The sequence below is a fragment of the Halalkalibacter kiskunsagensis genome (assembly GCF_037027555.1).
Taxonomy (GTDB): Bacteria; Bacillota; Bacilli; order Bacillales; family Bacillaceae_D; genus Halalkalibacter; species Halalkalibacter kiskunsagensis.
This window is the reverse complement of record NZ_JAXBLX010000018.1, coordinates 70,757-91,193: the sequence shown is the minus strand read 5'-3', so window position 1 is coordinate 91,193 and position 20,437 is coordinate 70,757. Positions and strand designations below refer to the sequence as shown.

20 protein-coding genes, 1 pseudogene and 1 riboswitch are annotated in these 20,437 nt (G+C 39.0%); of the genes and pseudogenes, 19 read left to right on the top strand and 2 right to left on the bottom strand.

Going from position 1 to position 20,437, the window contains the following annotated elements; genetic code table 11:
* Positions 1-45 precede the first annotated feature (45 nt).
* The 19 genes and pseudogenes from gnd to SLH51_RS12255 all read left to right on the top strand — a co-directional run bounded on the left by gnd (position 46) and on the right by SLH51_RS12255 (position 18,709).
* Positions 46-957: a phosphogluconate dehydrogenase (NAD(+)-dependent, decarboxylating) gene (gnd, locus tag SLH51_RS12345; protein ID WP_335961568.1), complete on the top strand. Its 912-nt coding sequence runs from the start codon at positions 46-48 to the stop codon at positions 955-957.
* 68 nt (positions 958-1,025) lie between these two features.
* Positions 1,026-2,363, top strand: coding sequence for a glucose-6-phosphate isomerase (locus tag SLH51_RS12340; protein WP_335961567.1), 1,338 nt, complete (start codon positions 1,026-1,028; stop codon positions 2,361-2,363).
* A 269-nt stretch (positions 2,364-2,632) separates the two neighbouring features.
* Positions 2,633-3,517: a carbon-nitrogen hydrolase family protein gene (locus tag SLH51_RS12335; RefSeq protein ID WP_335961566.1), complete on the top strand. Its 885-nt coding sequence runs from the start codon at positions 2,633-2,635 to the stop codon at positions 3,515-3,517.
* A gap of 16 nt (positions 3,518-3,533) precedes the next feature.
* Positions 3,534-4,199 carry a GNAT family N-acetyltransferase gene (locus SLH51_RS12330; protein WP_335961565.1) on the top strand — a complete coding sequence of 222 codons (666 nt, stop codon included), beginning with the start codon at positions 3,534-3,536 and terminating at the stop codon, positions 4,197-4,199.
* Between the two features lie 26 nt (positions 4,200-4,225).
* A complete protein-coding gene (locus SLH51_RS12325; RefSeq protein WP_335961564.1) occupies positions 4,226-4,897 on the top strand; it encodes a GNAT family N-acetyltransferase in 672 nt (223 codons plus the stop codon).
* Positions 4,898-5,030: 133 nt separating this feature from the next.
* Positions 5,031-5,573, top strand: a complete 543-nt coding sequence (locus tag SLH51_RS12320; RefSeq protein ID WP_335961562.1) for a peroxiredoxin — start codon at positions 5,031-5,033, stop codon at positions 5,571-5,573.
* 129 nt (positions 5,574-5,702) lie between these two features.
* Positions 5,703-6,020 carry a thioredoxin gene (trxA, locus tag SLH51_RS12315; RefSeq protein WP_335961561.1) on the top strand — a complete coding sequence of 106 codons (318 nt, stop codon included), beginning with the start codon at positions 5,703-5,705 and terminating at the stop codon, positions 6,018-6,020.
* Positions 6,021-6,065: 45 nt separating this feature from the next.
* Positions 6,066-7,004, top strand: a complete 939-nt coding sequence (gene trxB / locus SLH51_RS12310) for a thioredoxin-disulfide reductase (protein WP_335961560.1) — start codon at positions 6,066-6,068, stop codon at positions 7,002-7,004.
* 631 nt (positions 7,005-7,635) lie between these two features.
* Positions 7,636-7,742: riboswitch (glycine riboswitch) on the top strand.
* A gap of 170 nt (positions 7,743-7,912) precedes the next feature.
* Positions 7,913-9,163 carry a serine hydroxymethyltransferase gene (gene glyA, locus SLH51_RS12305; protein ID WP_335961559.1) on the top strand — a complete coding sequence of 417 codons (1,251 nt, stop codon included), beginning with the start codon at positions 7,913-7,915 and terminating at the stop codon, positions 9,161-9,163.
* Positions 9,164-9,178: 15 nt separating this feature from the next.
* Positions 9,179-9,691, top strand: a complete 513-nt coding sequence (locus SLH51_RS12300; RefSeq protein WP_335961558.1) for a serine dehydratase beta chain — start codon at positions 9,179-9,181, stop codon at positions 9,689-9,691.
* Positions 9,691-10,590, top strand: coding sequence for an L-serine ammonia-lyase, iron-sulfur-dependent, subunit alpha (gene sdaAA / locus SLH51_RS12295; protein WP_335961557.1), 900 nt, complete (start codon positions 9,691-9,693; stop codon positions 10,588-10,590). Before SLH51_RS12300 ends, sdaAA begins: the two co-directional genes overlap by 1 nt.
* A complete protein-coding gene (gene gcvT, locus SLH51_RS12290) occupies positions 10,587-11,702 on the top strand; it encodes a glycine cleavage system aminomethyltransferase GcvT (protein ID WP_335961556.1) in 1,116 nt (371 codons plus the stop codon). The genes sdaAA and gcvT overlap by 4 nt, the downstream gene beginning before the upstream one ends.
* Positions 11,703-11,865: 163 nt before the next feature.
* Entirely contained in the window at positions 11,866-12,261 is a 396-nt protein-coding gene (gcvH, locus tag SLH51_RS12285; protein ID WP_335961555.1) for a glycine cleavage system protein GcvH, read from the top strand.
* A 1-nt stretch (position 12,262) separates the two neighbouring features.
* On the top strand, positions 12,263-13,615 hold the full coding sequence (gcvPA, locus tag SLH51_RS12280) for an aminomethyl-transferring glycine dehydrogenase subunit GcvPA (protein ID WP_335961554.1): 1,353 nt from the start codon (positions 12,263-12,265) through the stop codon (positions 13,613-13,615).
* A complete protein-coding gene (gene gcvPB / locus SLH51_RS12275) occupies positions 13,608-15,110 on the top strand; it encodes an aminomethyl-transferring glycine dehydrogenase subunit GcvPB (RefSeq protein WP_335961553.1) in 1,503 nt (500 codons plus the stop codon). Before gcvPA ends, gcvPB begins: the two co-directional genes overlap by 8 nt.
* A 189-nt stretch (positions 15,111-15,299) precedes the next feature.
* Positions 15,300-15,608: pseudogene (locus tag SLH51_RS12270) on the top strand (lipoyl synthase); the annotation flags it as partial.
* A gap of 39 nt (positions 15,609-15,647) precedes the next feature.
* The gene (locus SLH51_RS12265; RefSeq protein WP_335961552.1) at positions 15,648-15,953 is read left to right on the top strand and encodes a HesB/IscA family protein; all 306 of its coding nucleotides are present in this window, start codon (positions 15,648-15,650) and stop codon (positions 15,951-15,953) included.
* Positions 15,954-16,351: 398 nt separating this feature from the next.
* Positions 16,352-17,527, top strand: a complete 1,176-nt coding sequence (locus tag SLH51_RS12260; protein WP_335961551.1) for a sulfite reductase subunit alpha — start codon at positions 16,352-16,354, stop codon at positions 17,525-17,527.
* A gap of 813 nt (positions 17,528-18,340) precedes the next feature.
* Positions 18,341-18,709, top strand: a complete 369-nt coding sequence (locus tag SLH51_RS12255) for a winged helix-turn-helix transcriptional regulator (protein WP_335961550.1) — start codon at positions 18,341-18,343, stop codon at positions 18,707-18,709.
* Between the two features lie 396 nt (positions 18,710-19,105).
* On the opposite strand, the gene hxlB is transcribed toward SLH51_RS12255, so the two are convergent.
* Both hxlB and hxlA read right to left on the bottom strand, forming a co-directional pair.
* Positions 19,106-19,663: a 6-phospho-3-hexuloisomerase gene (gene hxlB, locus SLH51_RS12250; RefSeq protein ID WP_335961549.1), complete on the bottom strand. Its 558-nt coding sequence runs from the start codon at positions 19,661-19,663 to the stop codon at positions 19,106-19,108.
* 16 nt (positions 19,664-19,679) lie between these two features.
* Entirely contained in the window at positions 19,680-20,321 is a 642-nt protein-coding gene (gene hxlA, locus SLH51_RS12245; RefSeq protein ID WP_335961548.1) for a 3-hexulose-6-phosphate synthase, read from the bottom strand.
* Positions 20,322-20,437: the final 116 nt, after the last annotated feature.

Genomic DNA, 20,437 nt, shown 5'->3' with positions numbered 1-20,437 from the left:
GGTGGAAATTGTCTTTTTATTAAATTACTTATAGGAGGGAACATCATGAAGGTTGGGTTAATCGGGTTGGGAAAAATGGGATTGAACCTAGGTAAGAATTTAATGGATCGTAAGCATGGAGTAGCCGTTTTTGATATAAACCAACGGGCTGTAGAAGAAATGGAAAAGTACGGAGCTAAAGGTACTTCTAGTTTGTTAGAGCTTGTTCAATCATTAGAGCAGCCGAGAGTTCTTTGGTTAATGGTTCCCCATACAGTTGTTGATTCAGTGATTAATGAACTTACACCTTTTTTAAATAGCGGTGACATCGTCATTGAAGCTGGTAATTCCTATTATAAGGAATCCATTAACCGGTACAATCGGTTAAAACAATATGGTGTTAGCTTTATGGATGTTGGAACGTCCGGCGGGATGGAAGGTGCTCGTAACGGTGCTTGTTACATGGTTGGCGGCGATCCTGAATCCTGGAATGTTGTAGAAACTATTTTCCGTGACACAGCAATAGAAAACGGATATTTATATGCAGGAAAAGCAGGGAGCGGTCACTTTTTAAAAATGGTCCATAATGGGATTGAATATGGGATGATGGCTGCTATTGGTGAAGGGTTTGAGGTATTAGAGAAAAGCGAATTTGATTATGACTACGAAAAAGTAGCAAGAGTATGGAACAATGGATCAGTGATTCGTTCGTGGCTTATGGATTTAACAGAGCGAGCCTTTTCTAAAGACGCAAAATTAGAAGAAATAAAAGGGATTATGCATTCTTCGGGGGAAGGGAAATGGACGGTTGAAACAGCTCTTGACCTACAAACAGCCACGCCTGTTATTGCCTTGTCCCTATTGATGCGTTATCGTTCCTTAGAAAACGATACTTTTACAGGGAAAGTGGTAGCAGCTTTACGCAACGAATTTGGAGGGCATGCTTTAGAAAAAAGTGAGAACGCAATAAGATCTTAAGATAAACAATTATTTGAAAATTATGTATATGGGTAGTGATAACATTCATATGAAGAGGAGAAGGTTTCATGACGATTTCTTTTGATTACTCTAATGCATTACCGTTTATGAAAAAGAGTGAAATTAATTATCTAAGTGAATTTGTAAAAACAGCGCACAATATGCTGCACGAAAAAAAAGGGCCAGGATCTGATTTTCTCGGGTGGGTTGATTTGCCAATACACTATGATAGAGATGAATTTGTAAGAATTAAAGAGGCTGCTGAAAGAATTCGTAATCAGTCAGATGCTCTTATTGTGATTGGGATCGGAGGTTCTTATTTAGGAGCAAGATCAGCAATTGAAGCCTTGTCCCATAGTTTTCATAACCAAATAAACAATAAGACACAAGTTTATTTTGCTGGTCAGAATATCAGTTCTACGTATATTACTCATTTATTAGAGCTATTAGAGGATAAAGAAATCTCTATTAATGTTATCTCTAAATCGGGAACAACGACGGAGCCTGCCATTGCTTTTCGGATTTTCCGTGATTATATGGAGAAAAAGTATGGAAAGGAGGAGGCAAGAAAACGGATTTATGCTACCACTGATCAAGCGAAGGGAGCATTAAAACAACTTGCTGATGAAGAAGGGTATGAAACCTTTATTATTCCAGATGATGTAGGCGGAAGATATTCTGTTCTGACAGCTGTTGGCCTCTTACCTATTGCAGTAGCTGGAATGAACATTGATCGAATGATGGAAGGTGCAGTAGAGGCTTACTATAAATACAACGATCCAAATCTTTTAACCAATGAGTGTTATCAGTATGCTGCTGTACGCAATGCCTTTTACCGTAAAGGGAAAGACATCGAGTTGCTTGTTAACTACGAACCATCTCTTCATTATGTATCTGAATGGTGGAAACAGTTATTTGGAGAAAGTGAGGGGAAGGATCAGAAAGGTCTTTTTCCTGCATCGGTTGATTTCTCAACTGATTTGCATTCTATGGGGCAATATGTGCAAGAAGGATGCCGTAATCTAATAGAAACAGTGTTGCAGGTTAGAAAACCTCGTATTGAGATAACGATTCAAGAGGATTCAGAAAATATCGACGGATTAAATTTCTTGGCCGGTAAGACCATGGATGAAGTCAATAAAAAGGCGTTTGAAGGAACAGTGTTGGCTCATATAGATGGGGGAGTCCCCAACTTACTTGTTGAACTGAACGAATTGAATGAATATACCTTTGGTGAAATGGTTTATTTCTTTGAAAAGGCTTGTGCCATCAGCGGATACCTGCTAGGTGTAAATCCGTTTGATCAGCCGGGGGTGGAAGCCTATAAGAAAAATATGTTTGCTTTACTTGGTAAGCCTGGTTTTGAAAACGAAAAGGACATTCTTATGAAACGGTTATCTAAATAATTAGTATTATAACTTCGGCTTTTATTGATGGCTATTTTGTGTATTTAGATTAGATACCTTCTGAGTAAAAAGGTTGAAATACTTATAGGATTATATCCGGCAGGGGTTAAGAGTGTTTTATGTAATAACGAAAATAAAAGAGACCATAGAGGGTCATTTATACCTTATAAGGACCTGAAGTGTCTTGATTCTCCGTATCCAGTACTTTCGTTGTTTAAAAATAAGAACTTCAAAGAAGGCATATAAAGATGTTAAGAAAGGAGAAGGCTATGAAACTAAGAGTCTCAGCGATTCAATATCAGCTACGCACGATACAATCCTTTGACGAATTTGCCAAACAAGTAGAACATTATATGAAAACAACTAAAGAATTTGGAGCGGATTTTGTCATGTTCCCGGAATTTTTCACTACTCAGCTAATGTCTATTGGCAATCAGCAAGGCAATTCTTTGACAATTCAAGATTTGCCTGATTTTACGGAACAGTATCGGTCTTTATTTATAAATTTCGCGAAGCAAACAAAGATGCATATAATTGGAGGAACTCATGTCATCCGTAAAGGTGACCGATTATACAATGTTGCTCATTTGTTCTATCCGGATGGAAGAGTCGCAGAACAGGCAAAGCTTCATATCACTCCGACGGAAGTGAAGGAATGGAACATGACCCCTGGTGAAAGCCTAGAAGTGTTCAAGACTGACAAAGGAACAATTGCCATGTTGACCTGCTATGACATCGAATTTCCGGAAATTGTTCGAATGGCGAAAGCGAAGGGGGCTGATATCATTTTCTGTCCTTCATGTACCGATGACCGTCATGGATTTCATCGTGTTCGCTACACTAGCCATGCGAGAGCCGTTGAAAATCAAGTGTATGTCGTTACTACGGGTACAGTTGGTTCCCTTCCTACCGTTGACTTTATGCGAGGTAATTTTGGACAGGCAGCAGTGATAACGCCAAACGATGTTCCATTCCCTCCCCGCGGTATTCTAGTAGAAGGTGAAATCAATCAAGATATGATTGTAACGGCTGATTTGGATTTAGAGCAGTTATATCAGGTTCGTGAAAGTGGTTCTGTCACTACATGGCGTGATCGTCGTACCGATCTTTATCCAGATTGGGAACCCCAAAAAGAACTCATCGCACAAGTGTAAGTAAGGAGGAGTCGCCGTGTATCGAAAAGAGTTTTTTGTCTTCGACGAGGATCGTCCTGCCCTGGCGGTGATCCGTAATTATAAAGAAGAGGATTTTTCTGGTTTAATTCGCATTCAACAGGAAAGTTTCCCTCCGCCATTCCCATCTGATTTATGGTGGAATACGGAGCAATTACACAACCATGTTACCTTGTTTCCCGAGGGAGCTCTATGCATTGAGGTAAATGGTGAGATTGCGGGTTCAATGACCGGGCTACTTGTTGACTTTGACCCAAAGCATCCGGAGCATACATGGGAAGAGATTACGGATAATGGCTATATTAGCAATCATAAACCAAATGGAAAGACTCTTTATGTCGTCGATATTAGCGTGCGGCCTTCCTATCGAAAATTAAGATTAGGAAAATGGCTAATGCTAGCCATGTATGATGTTGTCGTTCACAAGGGGCTGGACCGGTTGTTAGGCGGAGGCAGAATGCCGGGGTATCATAAAAAAGCAAAGGAGATGACGCCGGTACAATACCTTGAGGCAGTCGTAAAAGGGGAACTAAAAGATCCTGTCATCACCTTTTTACTTCGTTGCGGCCGTACTCCTATTAAAATAGTAGATAACTATTTGGAGGATACAGAGTCTTCCAATTATGGAGCGCTCATGGAATGGAAAAACCCTTTCTATACATGAATATTGAAACAAGGAGAAGGATGAAAATGGAATATCGAAGAATTGAGAGTATACGAGATCCTTTATTTAAACAAATGCATCAATTAATGCAAGACATATTTCCTCCAGAAGAAGTATTGGAATTCGACCTTTGGAAAGAACCTCTCGAAGATCCAGGAATCCGTGTCTTTGTTGCTGATCTTGAAGGGGAGGTAGTAGGGGCGACGGAGTATCGCTATTATGAGGATTTTAATGTTGCGATGACAGACTTTACAATCATTGGCCGCGATGGGCTCGGCATTGGTCCGTTTTTAGCCCAAAAGAGGTTCGAGGACTTAAACGCCTTAGCCGTAGCGAGTGGAAAGCAGCTTTTCGGGATGTTCGCCGAAATTTATGATCCTTATCGGGTAGAATATCATGAATTTGGCGCAGTGAACTCTATGGATCCATATGTTCGCCGGGAGGTACTGTCCCATCTTGGTTATAAGCGTCTAAATTTTCCTTATGTCCATCCATCCTGGCACAATGATGGAGAGGCCGTAACAGGACTTGATCTTTGTTTTCTTCCAATGGAATCCATCAGCACTGAAGTGAAAACAGAACTAATTGTGAAATTTTTGAAACGTTATTATTCGGTCTTGTCAAATAAGCCAAAGTCTTGGCATGAAATGATTGAGAACTTGGAAGCAGAAGAAGCGGTAACATTATTGCCAATTTAGTATATAAATTCATATAACATTCATCAATTAAGATCATATTGAGTATATGGTTTGTTTAAGGAAACAAAGGGCTTGATTGATTAATATATTAACATGTTAATAACATAAAAAATTAAATAAGGGGATGAATAAAATGGTAGAACGTATGGTAGGTAAACAAGCACCACGCTTTGAAATGGATGCAGTTATGCCCAATAAGGAATTTAAGAAAGTAAGTTTAGAAGAAAATATGAAGAACGGTAAATGGACCGTACTATTCTTTTATCCGATGGATTTTACTTTTGTTTGTCCAACTGAAATCACCGCAATGTCTGAACGTTATGAGGAGTTTCAAGATTTAGATGCAGAGGTAATCGGAGTTTCTACAGATACCATACATACGCATCTTGCATGGATTAATACTGATCGTCTAGATAATGGTCTAGGAGAGTTGCAATATCCTTTAGCTGCTGATACCAACCATGTTGTCTCCCGGGAATACGGCGTACTTATTGAAGACGAAGGAATTGCCCTTAGGGGATTGTTCATTATGAACCCTGAAGGTGAGTTAATGTACCAAGTTGTATTCCACAATAATATTGGGCGTGATGTGAATGAAACACTTCGAGTGCTTCAGGCACTTCAGACAGGGGGATTATGTCCAGCTAACTGGAAACCAGGCCAAAAAACATTGTAAATAATAATGGGGTTAAATTATTTTATAGATATATAGAATCATAAATCTGAATGTTTAGACTTCTTAGCATGACGAATGAGGAGTATAAGTGAAAAAATGAAAGAATGGCTCATAAAGGGGGAAATTTCAATGTCGAATGTAGTAGCAGTTAATAAAGCTAATTTTGAAAAAATTACAAATTCTAATGAGGTAGCGGTCATTAAATTTGGCGCGCCATGGTGTGGTCCTTGTAAAATGATTGCCCCAGTATTGGATAGTTTATCTCTTACTATAGAGAATGTGACATTTGGAGATGTCAATATTGATGAAAACAGTGAATTAGCAGAAAAATTTAATATTATGAGTGTTCCTACTACTTTAATTTTTAAAAATGGTTCAGTGGCTAAACAGAGTTTAGGGTTTTCTCCAGAGGAGAAATTAAAGGACTTAATTTCTCAATATCTTTAAGGAGTATTAACAGATCCTTTTACTTGGAAAGAAGAGGTGTTGTATATGAGCCATAGCATTTACGATGTCATTATTATTGGTGCAGGTCCTGGTGGTATGACAGCCGCTGTTTATACCTCAAGGGCCAATCTTAAAACGTTAATTTTAGATCGTGGAGTGCCAGGTGGACAACTTCAAAATACGGAAGAGATAGAGAATTTTCCTAGCTATTCACATATATCCGGACCAGATTTAGCACAAAAAATGTTTGAGCACTCTTTACGCTTTGGTGCCAGGTATGAACAAGCCAATGTAGAAGACATTGTAAACGAGGGCAATATTAAAGTAGTATATGCAGGGAATAAAACGTATCAGACTAAATCTGTCATTATTGCTACAGGTACTAAATATAAAAAGTTGGGCGTTCCTGGAGAAGAAGAATTTTCAGGTCGAGGTGTATCATGGTGTGCCGTTTGCGATGGAGCCTTTTTTAGGGGAAAAGCCTTAGTTGTTATAGGTGGGGGAGATTCTGCCGTAGAAGAATCGGTTTTTTTAACTAAGTTTGCTAAGAAAGTAACCGTCCTTCATCGCCGGGACCAATTCAGAGCTCAGCCTATTTTAGTGGAGCGGATGCTTAATAATGATAAAATTGATGTGATATATGATACTGTTGTCAATGAGATTATAGGAGAGGATAAAGTAACTCATGTCCTTATTGAAAATATAAAAACAGGTGAAAAGAAGAGTTTTCCAGTTGATGGTGTGTTTGAGTATATAGGGATGAACCCTGTTTCAGATTTCGTGAAAAATCTAAATATTACGGATGAAGAAGGGTGGATCATAACGGATAATCGAATGAAAACGAATATCCTTGGAATTTTTGCGATAGGAGATATTAGACAAAATGCAGTCCGGCAGGTAGTAGCTGCTACTGGGGATGGATGTATCGCAGCACTAGAAGTTCAACATTACCTAGAAAATCAATTAATACTAGAGGCTTTTTAAATTATATGTTTTTGAGAGAGTTCCAGTTGAATTCTTATTTTATTAACAAGGTTACGCTCATAAAAGAACAATACTTTGGGATGTTGTTTCTAGAGTCTTTGATTATTTAAACTAAGATGCAATTCCAAGCAAATTAAAATATGAATTTAACTTCATTTTGGGAAGTTCATTCTTTTGTGAACTTTCCCTTTTTCATTATATGTATGGATTATATTCCAAGAAGAATAGATAAATATTACTTTTCCACACTGTTCCGGCGTCTTCTGTAGAGCAGTAGTATATGTATATCTACGGTCTAGAAGTTACTTAAAAGTGATATGAGTTTTTTGTACTATCAAAAACCACGTAAGTTTACCTGACAAATTAATATGAATATCTTCAACTAGTCTTTATATTAAAACTATAAAGAAATATAGATTTAAAAACTATGAAAGTAAGGTTCACTGCAGGTAGGAAGATAAATTTTTTTCTGATCAATCATGTGTAGTAAAAAACAATTAAAGTTTCAATCTGTATAATTTCATAATAGCGGATGATGGTTGTGGGAGAGTGCAATGCGACAAGCCACCGAAGGAGCAAGTTCCAAAAAGACCCTTGGAAACAAATCTCTCAGGTAGAATGAACCACAACGGGACGCACCTCTGGAGAGCGCGTATACAGTAGGACGCCACCAAAGGGGAAGACTCTTTGAATTAAGAATGGAGTTAAACTCTCAGGTAAAAGGACAGAGAAGGGTAGAGAACGTTATGCTACCTTTCTGTGTCTTTTTTTGTATGTAAAAAAGTAGTGAAGCATCATGTTTTAAACAGTTTTCATAGAAAAGTAAGTCAGTAGCAAGAAAGAGATTTCTTCAAGCTATAGTTGGTACAGCCAAGGGAACATAAGCAAGATTTCGAGGAGGAATAAAAATGAGTTTACGACAAAAAGATTCAATTGTTTTTGAAGCAATTGAGAAAGAGAAGAATCGCCAACATCAAACACTAGAATTGATCGCATCAGAAAACTTTGTAAGCGAAGAAGTATTAGAAGCAATGGGAAGTGTGTTGACGAACAAGTATGCAGAAGGTTATCCAGGAAGGCGCTATTATGGGGGATGCGAATTTGTCGATGTAGCAGAACAAGTTGCTATTGAACGTTTGACCAAGCTGTTCGATGCTAACTATGCAAACGTACAGCCACACTCAGGTGCACAAGCAAATACAGCTGTTTTTTATGCGTTACTTCAGCCAGGCGATAAAGTAATGGGGATGAACCTATCGCACGGCGGACATCTAACACATGGCAGTCCGGTAAGCATGTCAGGAAAATGGTTTGATGTTGTGTCTTACGGGGTGAGAGAAGATAATCATTTGATTGACTATGATGAACTAGAAGTAGTGGCACAAAAAGAAAAACCAAAACTAATCATTGCAGGTACAAGTGCCTATACAAGAAAGATTGATTTTGCTCGTTTTAGAGAAATTGCTGATAAAGTTGGCGCGAAATTGATGGTAGATATGGCCCATATTGCGGGGCTTGTAGCAGCAGGACTTCATTTATCACCAATCCCTTATGCGGATGTTGTGACAAGTACCACTCATAAAACATTAAGAGGTCCCCGTGGCGGTATTATCCTAACCAATGATGAAGAAATCATTAAGGCCATCAATAAAGCTGTATTCCCAGGTATTCAAGGCGGGCCACTTATGCATATTATCGCTGCAAAAGCAGTTTCCTTTAAGGAAGCACTGCAGCCAAGCTTTAAGGAATATGCACAACAAGTCATCGAAAACGCAGTAATACTTGGCGAAGAATTAAAGAAAGAAGGTGCAGCTCTAATTTCAGGTGGCACAGACAATCATATTGTACTGTTGGATGTACGCCCATGGGATTTAACAGGAAAAGAAGCCGAGAAGTTGCTTGAAGAGGCTAGTATAACGGTTAATAAAAACACGATTCCGTATGATCCTCAAAGTCCGTTTGTTACAAGTGGGATCCGTATGGGGACAGCGGCGTTAACAACACGTGGGATGAAAAAGGAAGAGATGGTGCAAATCGCTAAAGTAATTGCATCTGTTCTGAAAAGCAAAGGCGATACGGAAGTTCTTAAACAAGCAAAAGAAACAACAAAAGCTATTTGTGATATGTATCCACTATTTCAAACATCAATTACTGTGTAAGAAAGGAGCATTATCATGAAGTTTCAAAGTTGTTTTGATATTATTGGCCCGATTATGGTAGGACCATCAAGTTCTCATACAGCAGGTGTCGTATCCATCGGCAGGTTTATTTACGAGCTATTGGGAGGATGTCCAGAAGAGACTGAAATTATTTTCTATGATTCCTTTGCAGAAACATATCAAGGACATGGAACTGATAAAGCCCTTATTGGTGGATTGCTAGGTATGGATACAGATGATTCTCGGATTAGATATGCAGTCGAGATGATCAAACAATATGGACTATGTTACGAATTCTATCTTGAAGACAGTTGTTTAGAATATGACCACCCAAATACAACGGTCGTTACGGCAAAGCGTGGGGAATGTATTGTAAAAGTAGGTGGTGTATCGCTTGGTGGCGGTTTATCTAAAATTTTTATGATTGACGAAGAGATGATAGATATTCGCCTAAGCGCTGGCGATGACTTTGCAGCACTTGCCAATCAGTATCAGCTAAGAAGGAAATTACTTACGGGGGTAATATAATGGAAATTCAGTCCATGGAAGAGCTGATTGAAGCTTGCAAGCGTGAGCAAAGAACCATTGGTGAAGTGATGCTGATGATGGAAGTGAAAAAGTCGGGAAAAGGTGAAGAAACCATTATTAGTATGATGGAAGAACGATTGATCAAAATGAAAGAAGCCGTTGATACCGGGATAAAAGATGCCTCGACTGCGCCAAGTGGTATTTCCGGCGGTGATGCTGTGAAAATGTACGACTATATAAATCAAGGTAAAACACTGTCTGGAAATTATATTAGCGATGCAATGACTTTCTCTCTGGCAACCTCTGAAAGCAATGCACGAATGGGCGTTATTGTGGCTACTCCAACAGCTGGGGCAGCCGGTATTTTGCCCGGTGTATTATTTTCATTGCATAAAAATGAGGGAGCTTCTTATAAAGACTTAGTCATGGGCTTGTTTACGGCTAGTATGCTTGGTTATGTGATTGCGAATCGTTCCTTTATTTCAGGTGCAGCCGGCGGGTGTCAAGCAGAAGTAGGATCTGCAACGGCTATGGCAGCGGGAACAATCGTAGAGCTAAAAGGAGGTACACCAAAGCAAGCCGTGAATGCGACAGCAATTGCTATGAAGTCACTCTTAGGTCTAGTTTGCGATCCGGTCGCAGGACTTGTTGAAGTGCCTTGCATTAAGCGAAATGTCATAGGAACATCTATTGCCTTTTCAGCTGCTGATTTAGCCCTTGCCGGTATTGAAAGCCGCATTCCATGTGATGAAGTCATTGAAGCGATGTATAAGGTCGGAAAAGAAATGCCGCGGACACTACGGGAAACCGCACTTGGAGGTCTTGCGATGACCGAAACAGGTAAAAAGGTAAAAGAACAGTTATTTCATAAGAAACCGCAATCGGAGGTGTATCTATGAGTACAGAAACAGTATTAAAGCAAACGCCGCTTTTTGAAACATATAAAAAATACGGTGCAAAGGTTATTGATTTTGGGGGGTGGGAACTTCCGGTACAGTTTTCCAGCATTTTAGAAGAACATGAGGCTGTCCGAAAGGAAGCAGGACTCTTTGACGTCTCTCATATGGGAGAGGTGCTGGTTACAGGGAAAGATGCAGAAAGCTATATTAACTACCTTGTAACAAACGATGTAACAAAGCTTAGTATCAATCAAGCTCAGTATACAACTATGTGTTATCCAGATGGTGGTACGGTCGATGACTTGCTTGTTTACAAATTAGCAAATGAAAAATATCTACTCGTAATTAACGCAGCAAATATTGAAAAAGATTATGAGTGGATGAAGCAGCACGTAAAAGGAGATGTAACGATTCAAAATATTTCAGGTGACATTGCCCAGCTCGCCCTTCAAGGTCCAAAGGCAGAAGGTATTTTACAAAACTTAACAGAAACAGACTTAACAGAAATTGGCTTTTTCCAATTTGCTCAATACGTCAATCTGGATGGGGTTACAGACGTTCTCGTATCCCGTACAGGGTACACAGGGGAAGACGGATTTGAACTTTATTTAGCGGCAGATAAGGCGGAAGCCCTTTGGGAGAAGTTTCTAGAAGCAGGGAAGGAAAATGGATTAAAACCATGTGGACTTGGTGCACGTGACACTCTTCGTTTTGAAGCAAGGCTTGCGTTATATGGACAAGAGCTCACAAGCGATATCAGTCCGCTTGAAGCAGGAATCGGTTTTGCCGTCAAAACGAACAAAGAAAGTCATTTTATCGGCAAAGACATCCTTACAGCTCAAAAAGAAGAAGGATTAAAACGAAAATTAGTAGGGGTTGAAGTGACAGGCAGGGGAATTCCTCGTCACGGTTACAAGGTATTTTCAGCGGGTGAAGAGGAAATTGGCTTTATTACATCCGGAACCCATTCCCTGTTTTTGAAGAAAAGCTTAGGTCTTGCGCTTGTATCGGCAGAGCATGCTGAAGTGGGAACACAGCTAAAGGTTGAAGTGCGCAAAAAAATGATTGATGCCATTGTTGTAAAAACACCGTTCTATAAAAGGGGTTCATGAAATTTTTAGTAGAGTTATAGCGATCATTGTTTGAAGATACGTAATTGTCAGTCTCCTCTTTACAAAGACGGCCAATCGACAAGTACGTTACAGGTAAAATTTCTCTCAATAATTTTCGGAATTATAAAAATATTAAAAACCAAAGTGAAAGGAAGAAAAAACAATGACAAGTGCAACAGCAAACTTATTATATAGCGAGGAACATGAGTGGGTACTACAATTAGACGGAAATCGAGTACGAATTGGAATCTCTGATTATGCACAAAAGCAGTTAGGGGATATTGTTTTTGTTGAGAGTCCAGCAGTTGGTGATGAAGTAAAAGTTGATGAACCAATGGGAACAATCGAATCCGTTAAAGCAGTTTCTGAACTTTACGCTCCAGTATCAGGTACAGTTGTTCGTGTAAACGAGGAGTTAAACGATACTCCTGAGGCAATCAATGAAAATCCGTATGAAGCAGGTTGGTTAGTAGAAGTGGAAATATCCAATCCAGAAGAGTTAGTATCGCTTCTAAATGAAGGTGAGTACCAAGCATTTATCAATGAAGGAGAGGAATAAAATGACAAACACTTATAGATACCTTCCTGATACGAAACAAGATCAAGAAGAAATGCTCGCTTTTTTGAACATTTCTTCTATAGATGAGTTATTTGAAGACATTCCATCTGATCTTCGTTTAGATGGTGAGCTAAACATTCCAAAAGCCGTTCCTGAACCGCTTCTTTTGAAAAAAATGCATCAGCTTGCTTCACGAAATAAAAATGCTAACTACTACCTGACTTTTCTTGGTGCGGGTACATATGATCATTACATTCCAAGTGTGGTCAATCATATGATTTCACGCTCTGAATTTTACACGGCTTATACACCCTATCAACCGGAAATCAGCCAAGGTGAGTTACAAGCCATTTTTGAGTTCCAAACCATGGTTTGTGAGCTAACAGGAATGGATGTAGCCAATTCTTCGATGTACGATGGCTTTACATCACTTGCCGAAGCTGCTTCACTTGCTGTTGCCTCAACAAGATGTTCAAGAGTACTTGTATCAAAGGCCGTTCATCCTGAATCCCGCGCCATTTTAAATACGGTAGCAGATGGACAAGGATATACAGTGGAAGAAGTGAATCTTGCTGATGATGTTACAGACTTAGAAAAACTACAAGAACAAATTGAAAAGGATACTGCCGCCGTTATTGTTCAATACCCGAATTTCTTTGGTTCTATTGAAGATTTAGCAGAGGTGAAGAAAATTGCAGAGGCAAAAGGAGCGCTTTTCATCGTCAGTGCCAACCCGCTGGCACTAGCGCTTCTGCAGGCACCAGGTAAACTTGGGGCCGATATTGTCACCGGTGATATGCAGCCTCTAGGAATACCAATGGCCTTTGGTGGTCCGCACTGTGGTTATTTTGCGGTTCATAAAAAATTTATGCGTAAAGTACCGGGACGCATTGTGGGGCAAACGACAGATGACCAAGGAAAACGTGGATTTGTGCTAACCCTGCAAGCGCGTGAGCAGCATATTCGCCGTGATAACGCATCATCCAATATTTGTTCCAATCAGGCATTAAACGCTCTTGCATCTGCCATCTGCATGACAGCACTTGGAAAGCAAGGAATTCGACATATGGCACAGCTAAATGTTGAGAAAGCCGATTACATGGCAAGGTGCCTTCGAAAGAAAAACTTTATTGTTAAGAATCAAGCACCATTCTTTAATGAATTTGTGGTAGAGCTTCCTTGTCCGGTCAAGGAGGTCAACACAAAATTGCTTGAGGCAGGAATCATCGGAGGATTTGACTTAGGAAGTGATTACGGCTTTGACAATCAAATGCTCATTGCGGTGACTGAACAGCGAACAAAAGAAGAGATTGACCAATTTGTACAGATATTGGAGGCGGTTGTAAATGGTTGAATACAATGAGCTAATCTTTGAAATCAGTCGTCCAGGGCGTGTCAGTTCAAGCCTTCCGGAAAGTGACGTAGAAGGCATTGATTTACATGATAAGTTTCTGAAGCATTTGATTCGTGATTTGCCTGCGGAGCTCCCGGAAGTATCAGAGCTTCAGCTTGTGCGCCATTACACAGCACTTTCTAATAAAAACCACGGGATCGATAATGGTTTCTACCCGCTTGGTTCTTGTACGATGAAATACAACCCGAAAATTAACGAAGATGTGGCACGCTTCGAAGGCTTTAGCCGCATCCATCCATATCAGCCAGCTGAAACGGTACAGGGCGCACTAGAGCTTTTATATGAATTGCAGGAAGAATTGGCTGAAATCACAGGCATGGATGCGGTGACGTTACAGCCTTCTGCAGGGGCTCAAGGAGAATGGACCGGTTTAATGATGGTAAAGGCCTATCTTGAACAGAAAAGAGAAAAAAGAACGAAGGTATTGGTTCCGGACTCAGCGCACGGTACAAACCCTGCCAGTGCCACCGTTGCTGGTTTTAAAACGGTCACCATCCCATCCAATGAAAATGGTTTGGTGGACTTAGAAGAATTAAAAAAGCATGTTGACGATGATACAGCTGCATTGATGCTAACAAACCCTAATACACTTGGGTTGTTTGAAAAAGAAATTGTAGAAATCGCTAAAGTTGTTCATGAAGCAGGCGGATTACTTTACTATGACGGCGCGAATGCCAATGCGATTTTAGGGAAAACAACACCAGGGAAAATGGGCTTTGATATCGTACATTTAAATCTTCATAAGACGTTTACAACGCCTCATGGCGGAGGAGGTCCCGGAGCTGGTCCTGTCGGTGTGAAAAAGAAACTTATCCCGTACTTACCAGTACCGCGTATTGAAAAAGACGGTGAGAAATATGTGTTGAACTCTAGTCACCCGCTGTCTATCGGCCGTGTAAAAGGGTATTATGGGAACTTTGGTATTTTGGTTCGTGCGTACACCTATATTCGCACGATGGGTCCTGAAGGATTGCGTCAAGTATCTGAAGGGGCAGTGGTTCATGCGAATTACCTTCGCAAAAAGCTTGAACCGTATTTTGATGCACCATATTCACAAATTTGTAAGCATGAATTCGTGTTATCGGGATCTAGACAGAAAAAGCTCGGTGTGAGAACACTTGATATGGCTAAACGTCTGCTTGATTTCGGCTACCATCCACCAACGATCTACTTTCCTTTAAATGTAGAGGAATGTTTAATGATTGAACCGACCGAAACTGAGTCAAAAGAAACAATGGATGCCTTTGCTGATGTGATGATTCAAATCGCTAAAGAAGTGGAAGAAAATCCAGGTATCGTATTAGAGGCACCGCATACCACGGTCATTGGCCGATTGGACGAAGTACAAGCAGCAAGACAACCCATCTTGCGTTATACAAAAAAGGAAGCGGCAGAGAAAGAAAAAGAAAAAGAAAAAGACACTGTAAAGGCATAAAATAAAACTTTCATCAGTGTGGGGGAGCATCCCCCACTGATGGTTAGTTAAGATCTTATAGGACTCCACAGAGAGTGTCAGTGGCTTTAAGCGTGTGGAACTAAGTTAGGTTAGACCAAGTTATTCTTTCGTTAGTTTTCTTCTACTTCTCAACTCTTGAAGTGGGGACTGTTATTAATGCGTGAAAATGCAAAACAAATGAATGCCAATATTCCAACGAAATCAAGCATTATGATTGGTCTTGGAGAAACGAAAGAAGAAATCATAGAAACGATGGATGACCTTCGTGCTAACGATGTTGATATTATAACAATTGGTCAATATTTACAGCCAACGAAACGCCATTTAAAAGTACAAAAATATTGGAGCCCACAGGAGTTTAATGAATTAAAGAAAATTGCATTGTTAAAAGGGTTTAGTCACTGTGAAGCAGGCCCGCTCGTTCGCTCTTCCTACCATGCAGATGAACAGGTCCTTGCAGCAAAAGCGAATGTGTAATATTAAAAGGTAGGACACGGGTGAGAAGGAGAGAATCCGATGGTTATTACGTTAACAGAGGTGGCGTTGAAAAAGCTAAAAGAAATGGTGTTCAAGGACGAACAATCTCCTCGAATTGACGCTGATATAGCTGGGGGATGCGGGATGACTGTTAAGTTTACGCTAGTTTTTGATGAACCGCGACGAAACGATACGATTATTGAGTACGAGGGGATCCAGATTCGAATGGATCGTTTTACGAAACGTTATTTAGATGAAGAGGTCCAAATTGATTATACAGATGAACGTGGCTTTCTTTTTGGAGAAACCTTAACTTCAAGTTCATGTGCACAATGGGACGATTAAATTAAAAGGAAAAGCTTAAATACAGTAAAGAAGTATAGATAGAAACACAAATATCATAGATATCTAAGCAGAAGAAAGACAAGTAATTCAGTATGCTCTATGTGGTAGACAATATAATATAAACGAAGGTTGAGAAGGATGAGGACATTGATAGGAACGGAGCTCGTATCCAATTTCATTTGGGGTATGTTGGCTATTTTTTGGATATGGATTTTTGTTCGCGATATAAGAAATCGTATAGTCAAATCCGGTCACATTATGCTGCTTGTTTTTGCACTTGTTATATTATTTAAGTTTCTCTATGAAATGCTACATAGTTATTCGTTTTAGAGAGTTAGGATGATCCATTTTTTTTTTGTTATACAAGCAATATATACTACCTTTGGAGGTTAAGAGCTATGAAACTTAATTTAGAAGATTCTAAAAAAGCGAAAAGTGAGAAACTCCCATTTTCAAGGACCAATCCATTTCAAGCAAAGATTTTAAAAAATATTAATTTAAATGGAGCTGGCTCTAGCAAGGAAACAAGGCATATAGAGTTATCATTACAAGGGTCAGGCCTTTCTTATGTCCCAGGTGATGCACTTGGCGTTATCCCATCAAATGATCCAGAGCTTGTGGTTTCTCTTATTAATGAAATGGGATGGGATGAAGAAGCGGTTGTAACCGTTAGTAAGCAAGGTGAGACACTGCCACTGAAGGAAGCATTAACAAGCTACTTTGAAATTACACTGCTGACGAAGAAGATTTTACAACAGGCAGCTGTATTTACAGAAAACGAAGAGCTGCAAAAGCTTGTGCTGGTCGAAAATGTAAATCAACTAAAGGAATATTGTTATGGGCGTGATTTGCTTGATATGTTACGTGATTTTGGTTCATGGAAGGCTTCTGCTCAAGAAATCGTTTCATTATTAAGAAAAATGACACCGCGTCTCTATTCTATTGCAAGCAGTGTTACTGCTAATCCAGATGAAGTTCATCTAACCATTGGTGCTGTACGCTACACGACGCACGGACGTGATCGAAAAGGCGTTTGTTCTGTTTTATGTGCAGAACGTGTTCAAGAAGGAGATACGCTTTCAGTCTTTGTTCAAGCAAATAAACACTTCTATTTGCCAGAGTCTCAAGATAAAGATATTATTATGGTTGGGCCTGGGACAGGCATTGCACCATTCCGTTCTTTTATCCAGGAACGAGCAGTGAATAAAGTTACTGGCCGGTCATGGCTATTTTTTGGAGACCAGCATGCAGCGTCAGATTTCCTTTATCAAAATGAGTTGGAAAAATATCAACAAGATGGGGTATTGACAAGACTTGATACTACCTTCTCCCGTGATACGTCTCAAAAAATTTATGTGCAACACAAAATGCTCGAACATAGCAAAGAATTGTTTGAATGGATTGAAAAAGGAGCGTATTTCTACGTTTGTGGGGATAAGAAACATATGGCGAAAGACGTTAACGAAGCGCTTATTACTGTAATTGAAAAAGAAGGCGCGATGGCCCGCGATGCAGCTGAAGCGTATCTTAAAAATATGCAGAAGCAAGGGCGTTACCAACGTGATGTGTATTAAAAACAAAGCGTTTTAAGTATACAGTTATATTGTTTTTCAAAAAGTAATCCTTTGTTCCGGTTGGTATGGAGGGTTACTTTTTGGATTGTCATTTAAAAGCAACCTGTCCTGGATTACGTAATGATGTGGGAGAAATCGAAATCGGTAATTTAATAACAAAAATCTCTATAGAAATTCAGTTACAAACAACCGTTTAAATTGTTTCTGAATAATCTACAGGCAATTAAAAAAGTTTAAAGAAGCTAATAAAAACCACATCACGGGGAGATGAAAATGCATCTGCTCACCGCCAGAGGCTAATTTTTTGACGAGTTTCTTCCTATTATATAGATTTATTTTTGTGCTCCTTCTTCATACTCCGTGACAGGTTTATAAAAGGGCGTCTTTTTTAGACCTATTTTATGCATGGCCATCACAGCTGTCATCCCAAATTTCCGAACGTCTATTTTTCACTCCTTTCCTGCTCATTCTATCTCTTATCCTTACGAACGGCTAAAATGACACCCGTAATAAAAAAGACATAATCTTTCATGAAGAAGCAAAGCAGGGTGTACCTACAACGTAACTTTCCATCTCTTTCCGATAATTGAAATGCCGCATTGGGATTCTGCTACAAAATTTTTTGTTAGCTTAAAACTAATCTCTAAATCTTGAACATACTACATGTTTAAGATTTAGAAAAATGAATACATAAATTTATGTAAGGAACTCTGACATAATTGAAATGTAATTTTAAAAAACAATTTAAAATGAATTTATAAATAGTAGTTTCGAGAAAGACATATTGTTAGTTATTTCCTAGGAGGGAAACACATGGGGTATAATACTTGTGATAAGATGTTTAACTGTGAAAAGGAGTTAACACTTTCTATTATCGGAGGTAAATGGAAGTTGCCTATTTTATGGTACTTGGGTAAAGAGGGAACGAAACGATTCAGTGAACTGAAGTCTGTAATCCCAGATATTACCCCAAAAATGCTTGCTAATCAGTTGCGAGAGTTGGAAAAAGACTTCATTGTTGAGCGTAAAGTTCATCCCGTTGTTCCACCTAAAGTGGAATATTCACTTAGTGAAAAAGGAAAAACTCTGATGCCGATTCTTGATTCTATGTATGAATGGGGAAAAGACCATATGGAGACTGTTATGAAACAAAGAGTAGAAGAAATTGAATTTATCAAGTGAAAAAATCTTTTTCTTCTATTAACGGCTTTGCTCAGTTTTAGTCTGGTTTATTTGAATAACTCAATTCTTGCTGGAAAAATAAACAGCATGTTATGGGACTTCTCAAAAGTGATTTTAAAGCAGGAGATTAGATATATATAAATATACGAAACTATTATGTTGCATTGAAAAGGCTCCGGATTTTTTATTAAGTCCGGAGCCTTATTATAAGGATCATTATCATAATTAGGATATATTATATGTTAAATCATGATGCTGTTTCAAATTGTAGCAGCCTTAACTTTAAGTAACGAGATCTTTAATTTTTTATTTCTTGCTTCTTAAATAGAAATTATTCTATATGGTTTGACAGATTACTTATTACTTCATCTGAGGATCTAACCAAAATTTCTTTTTCTACTCAAGATTGGCATGTCTGCCAAACATAGTTTCGGAATTCAATCCCTTTTTCTCCATAACTCTTAATATAATGGCATCAAAGAATAATAGGAGCGTTTGTTCAAATAATGATCCCATTGGCTGTATGGTGTTAAATTCACTGTCTGTTTCGGTCTTAGATTTGGCAGGTAATTTAATAGAAATATCGGCTATTTTTCCAATCGTTGATTCAGGGAAAATGGTCACAAGCGCTACGGTTGCACCTAAGTTTTTTGCTTTTTCTGCCATCGATATTAAACTTTTCGTTTCTCCTGATCCGGATCCAATAATCAAAATGTCGTCCTCTTCTAAGTTAGGAGTGACGGATTCGCCTACTACATAAGTATCTAACCCCATATGCATCATTCGCATTGCAAAGGACTTAGCCATAAATCCAGATCGCCCTGCACCAGCCACAAAAATTTTCTTTGATTTAAGGACATGGTCTACCAATTTCTCAGCTTCTTCATTAGTTAGTAAGTCAGCGGTACGATTTAACTCTTTTATGATTTCAGTGACATATTGAGTTGTCTGCATAATGATTTTCCTCTTCTCATGCAAAAGTTTCTTGTTTAATTAATCTTTGCATTTGAGTAGCAACTGCCTTTTTATCTTCTTGGCCTGTAATACCACCGCCTACAATCACAAGATCAGGCTGTGATTGTATCACTTCTGGAAGTGTGTCTAATTTAATCCCACCTGCTACTGCTGTTTTTGCATTCTTTACGACACGTTTAATGGCTTGAAGCTGTTCAAAAGGATTTTCTCCAGCTGCTTGAAGATCATAGCCTGTGTGAACGCAAATATAATCGACACCAAGTGCATCCACTTCATATGCACGCTGTTCTAAGTCTTTTACATTAATCATATCGACAAGAATTTGTGTCCCTTGTTTTTTAGCTTCTTCCACTGCCCCTTTGATTGTTGCATCATCAGTTGCTCCAAGTACAGTAATAATATCAGCTCCAGCTTCAGATGCCTTCATCACTTCATATGCACCTGCATCCATGATTTTTAAATCAGCTAATACTTGTAAAGAAGGAAACGCTTCTTTGATTTCTTTTACAGCTCTTAGCCCTTCATTAATGACAACTGGTGTACCAATTTCTACAATGTCAACGTGCTCCTGTACCTCATTTACTACTTCCTTTGCCTCCGGAATATTGACAAGATCCAATGCTAATTGAAGTTTCATAAATTCTTCACTCCTCATTTAAATTTTTATTATCATGTTTCTGTAACTTATTCTAGGTTAAATTTTTTAAGAAAGGAAGTACGCACTTTAATATCATATAGTAACTAAAAGTATAC

Bases quoted from the DNA above. Each gene is read 5' to 3' on its own strand.
- gnd (WP_335961568.1), top strand. From the start codon at position 46: ATGAAGGTTGGGTTAATCGGGTTGGGAAAAATGGGATTGAACCTAGGT.
- SLH51_RS12340 (WP_335961567.1), top strand. From the start codon at position 1,026: ATGACGATTTCTTTTGATTACTCTAATGCATTACCGTTTATGAAAAAG.
- SLH51_RS12335 (WP_335961566.1), top strand. From the start codon at position 2,633: ATGAAACTAAGAGTCTCAGCGATTCAATATCAGCTACGCACGATACAA.
- SLH51_RS12325 (WP_335961564.1), top strand. From the start codon at position 4,226: ATGGAATATCGAAGAATTGAGAGTATACGAGATCCTTTATTTAAACAA.
- SLH51_RS12320 (WP_335961562.1), top strand. From the start codon at position 5,031: ATGGTAGAACGTATGGTAGGTAAACAAGCACCACGCTTTGAAATGGAT.
- trxA (WP_335961561.1), top strand. From the start codon at position 5,703: ATGTCGAATGTAGTAGCAGTTAATAAAGCTAATTTTGAAAAAATTACA.
- trxB (WP_335961560.1), top strand. From the start codon at position 6,066: ATGAGCCATAGCATTTACGATGTCATTATTATTGGTGCAGGTCCTGGT.
- glyA (WP_335961559.1), top strand. From the start codon at position 7,913: ATGAGTTTACGACAAAAAGATTCAATTGTTTTTGAAGCAATTGAGAAA.
- SLH51_RS12300 (WP_335961558.1), top strand. From the start codon at position 9,179: ATGAAGTTTCAAAGTTGTTTTGATATTATTGGCCCGATTATGGTAGGA.
- sdaAA (WP_335961557.1), top strand. From the start codon at position 9,691: ATGGAAATTCAGTCCATGGAAGAGCTGATTGAAGCTTGCAAGCGTGAG.
- gcvT (WP_335961556.1), top strand. From the start codon at position 10,587: ATGAGTACAGAAACAGTATTAAAGCAAACGCCGCTTTTTGAAACATAT.
- gcvH (WP_335961555.1), top strand. From the start codon at position 11,866: ATGACAAGTGCAACAGCAAACTTATTATATAGCGAGGAACATGAGTGG.
- gcvPA (WP_335961554.1), top strand. From the start codon at position 12,263: ATGACAAACACTTATAGATACCTTCCTGATACGAAACAAGATCAAGAA.
- gcvPB (WP_335961553.1), top strand. From the start codon at position 13,608: ATGGTTGAATACAATGAGCTAATCTTTGAAATCAGTCGTCCAGGGCGT.
- SLH51_RS12265 (WP_335961552.1), top strand. From the start codon at position 15,648: ATGGTTATTACGTTAACAGAGGTGGCGTTGAAAAAGCTAAAAGAAATG.
- SLH51_RS12260 (WP_335961551.1), top strand. From the start codon at position 16,352: ATGAAACTTAATTTAGAAGATTCTAAAAAAGCGAAAAGTGAGAAACTC.
- SLH51_RS12255 (WP_335961550.1), top strand. From the start codon at position 18,341: ATGGGGTATAATACTTGTGATAAGATGTTTAACTGTGAAAAGGAGTTA.
- hxlB (WP_335961549.1), bottom strand. From the start codon at position 19,663: ATGCAGACAACTCAATATGTCACTGAAATCATAAAAGAGTTAAATCGT.
- hxlA (WP_335961548.1), bottom strand. From the start codon at position 20,321: ATGAAACTTCAATTAGCATTGGATCTTGTCAATATTCCGGAGGCAAAG.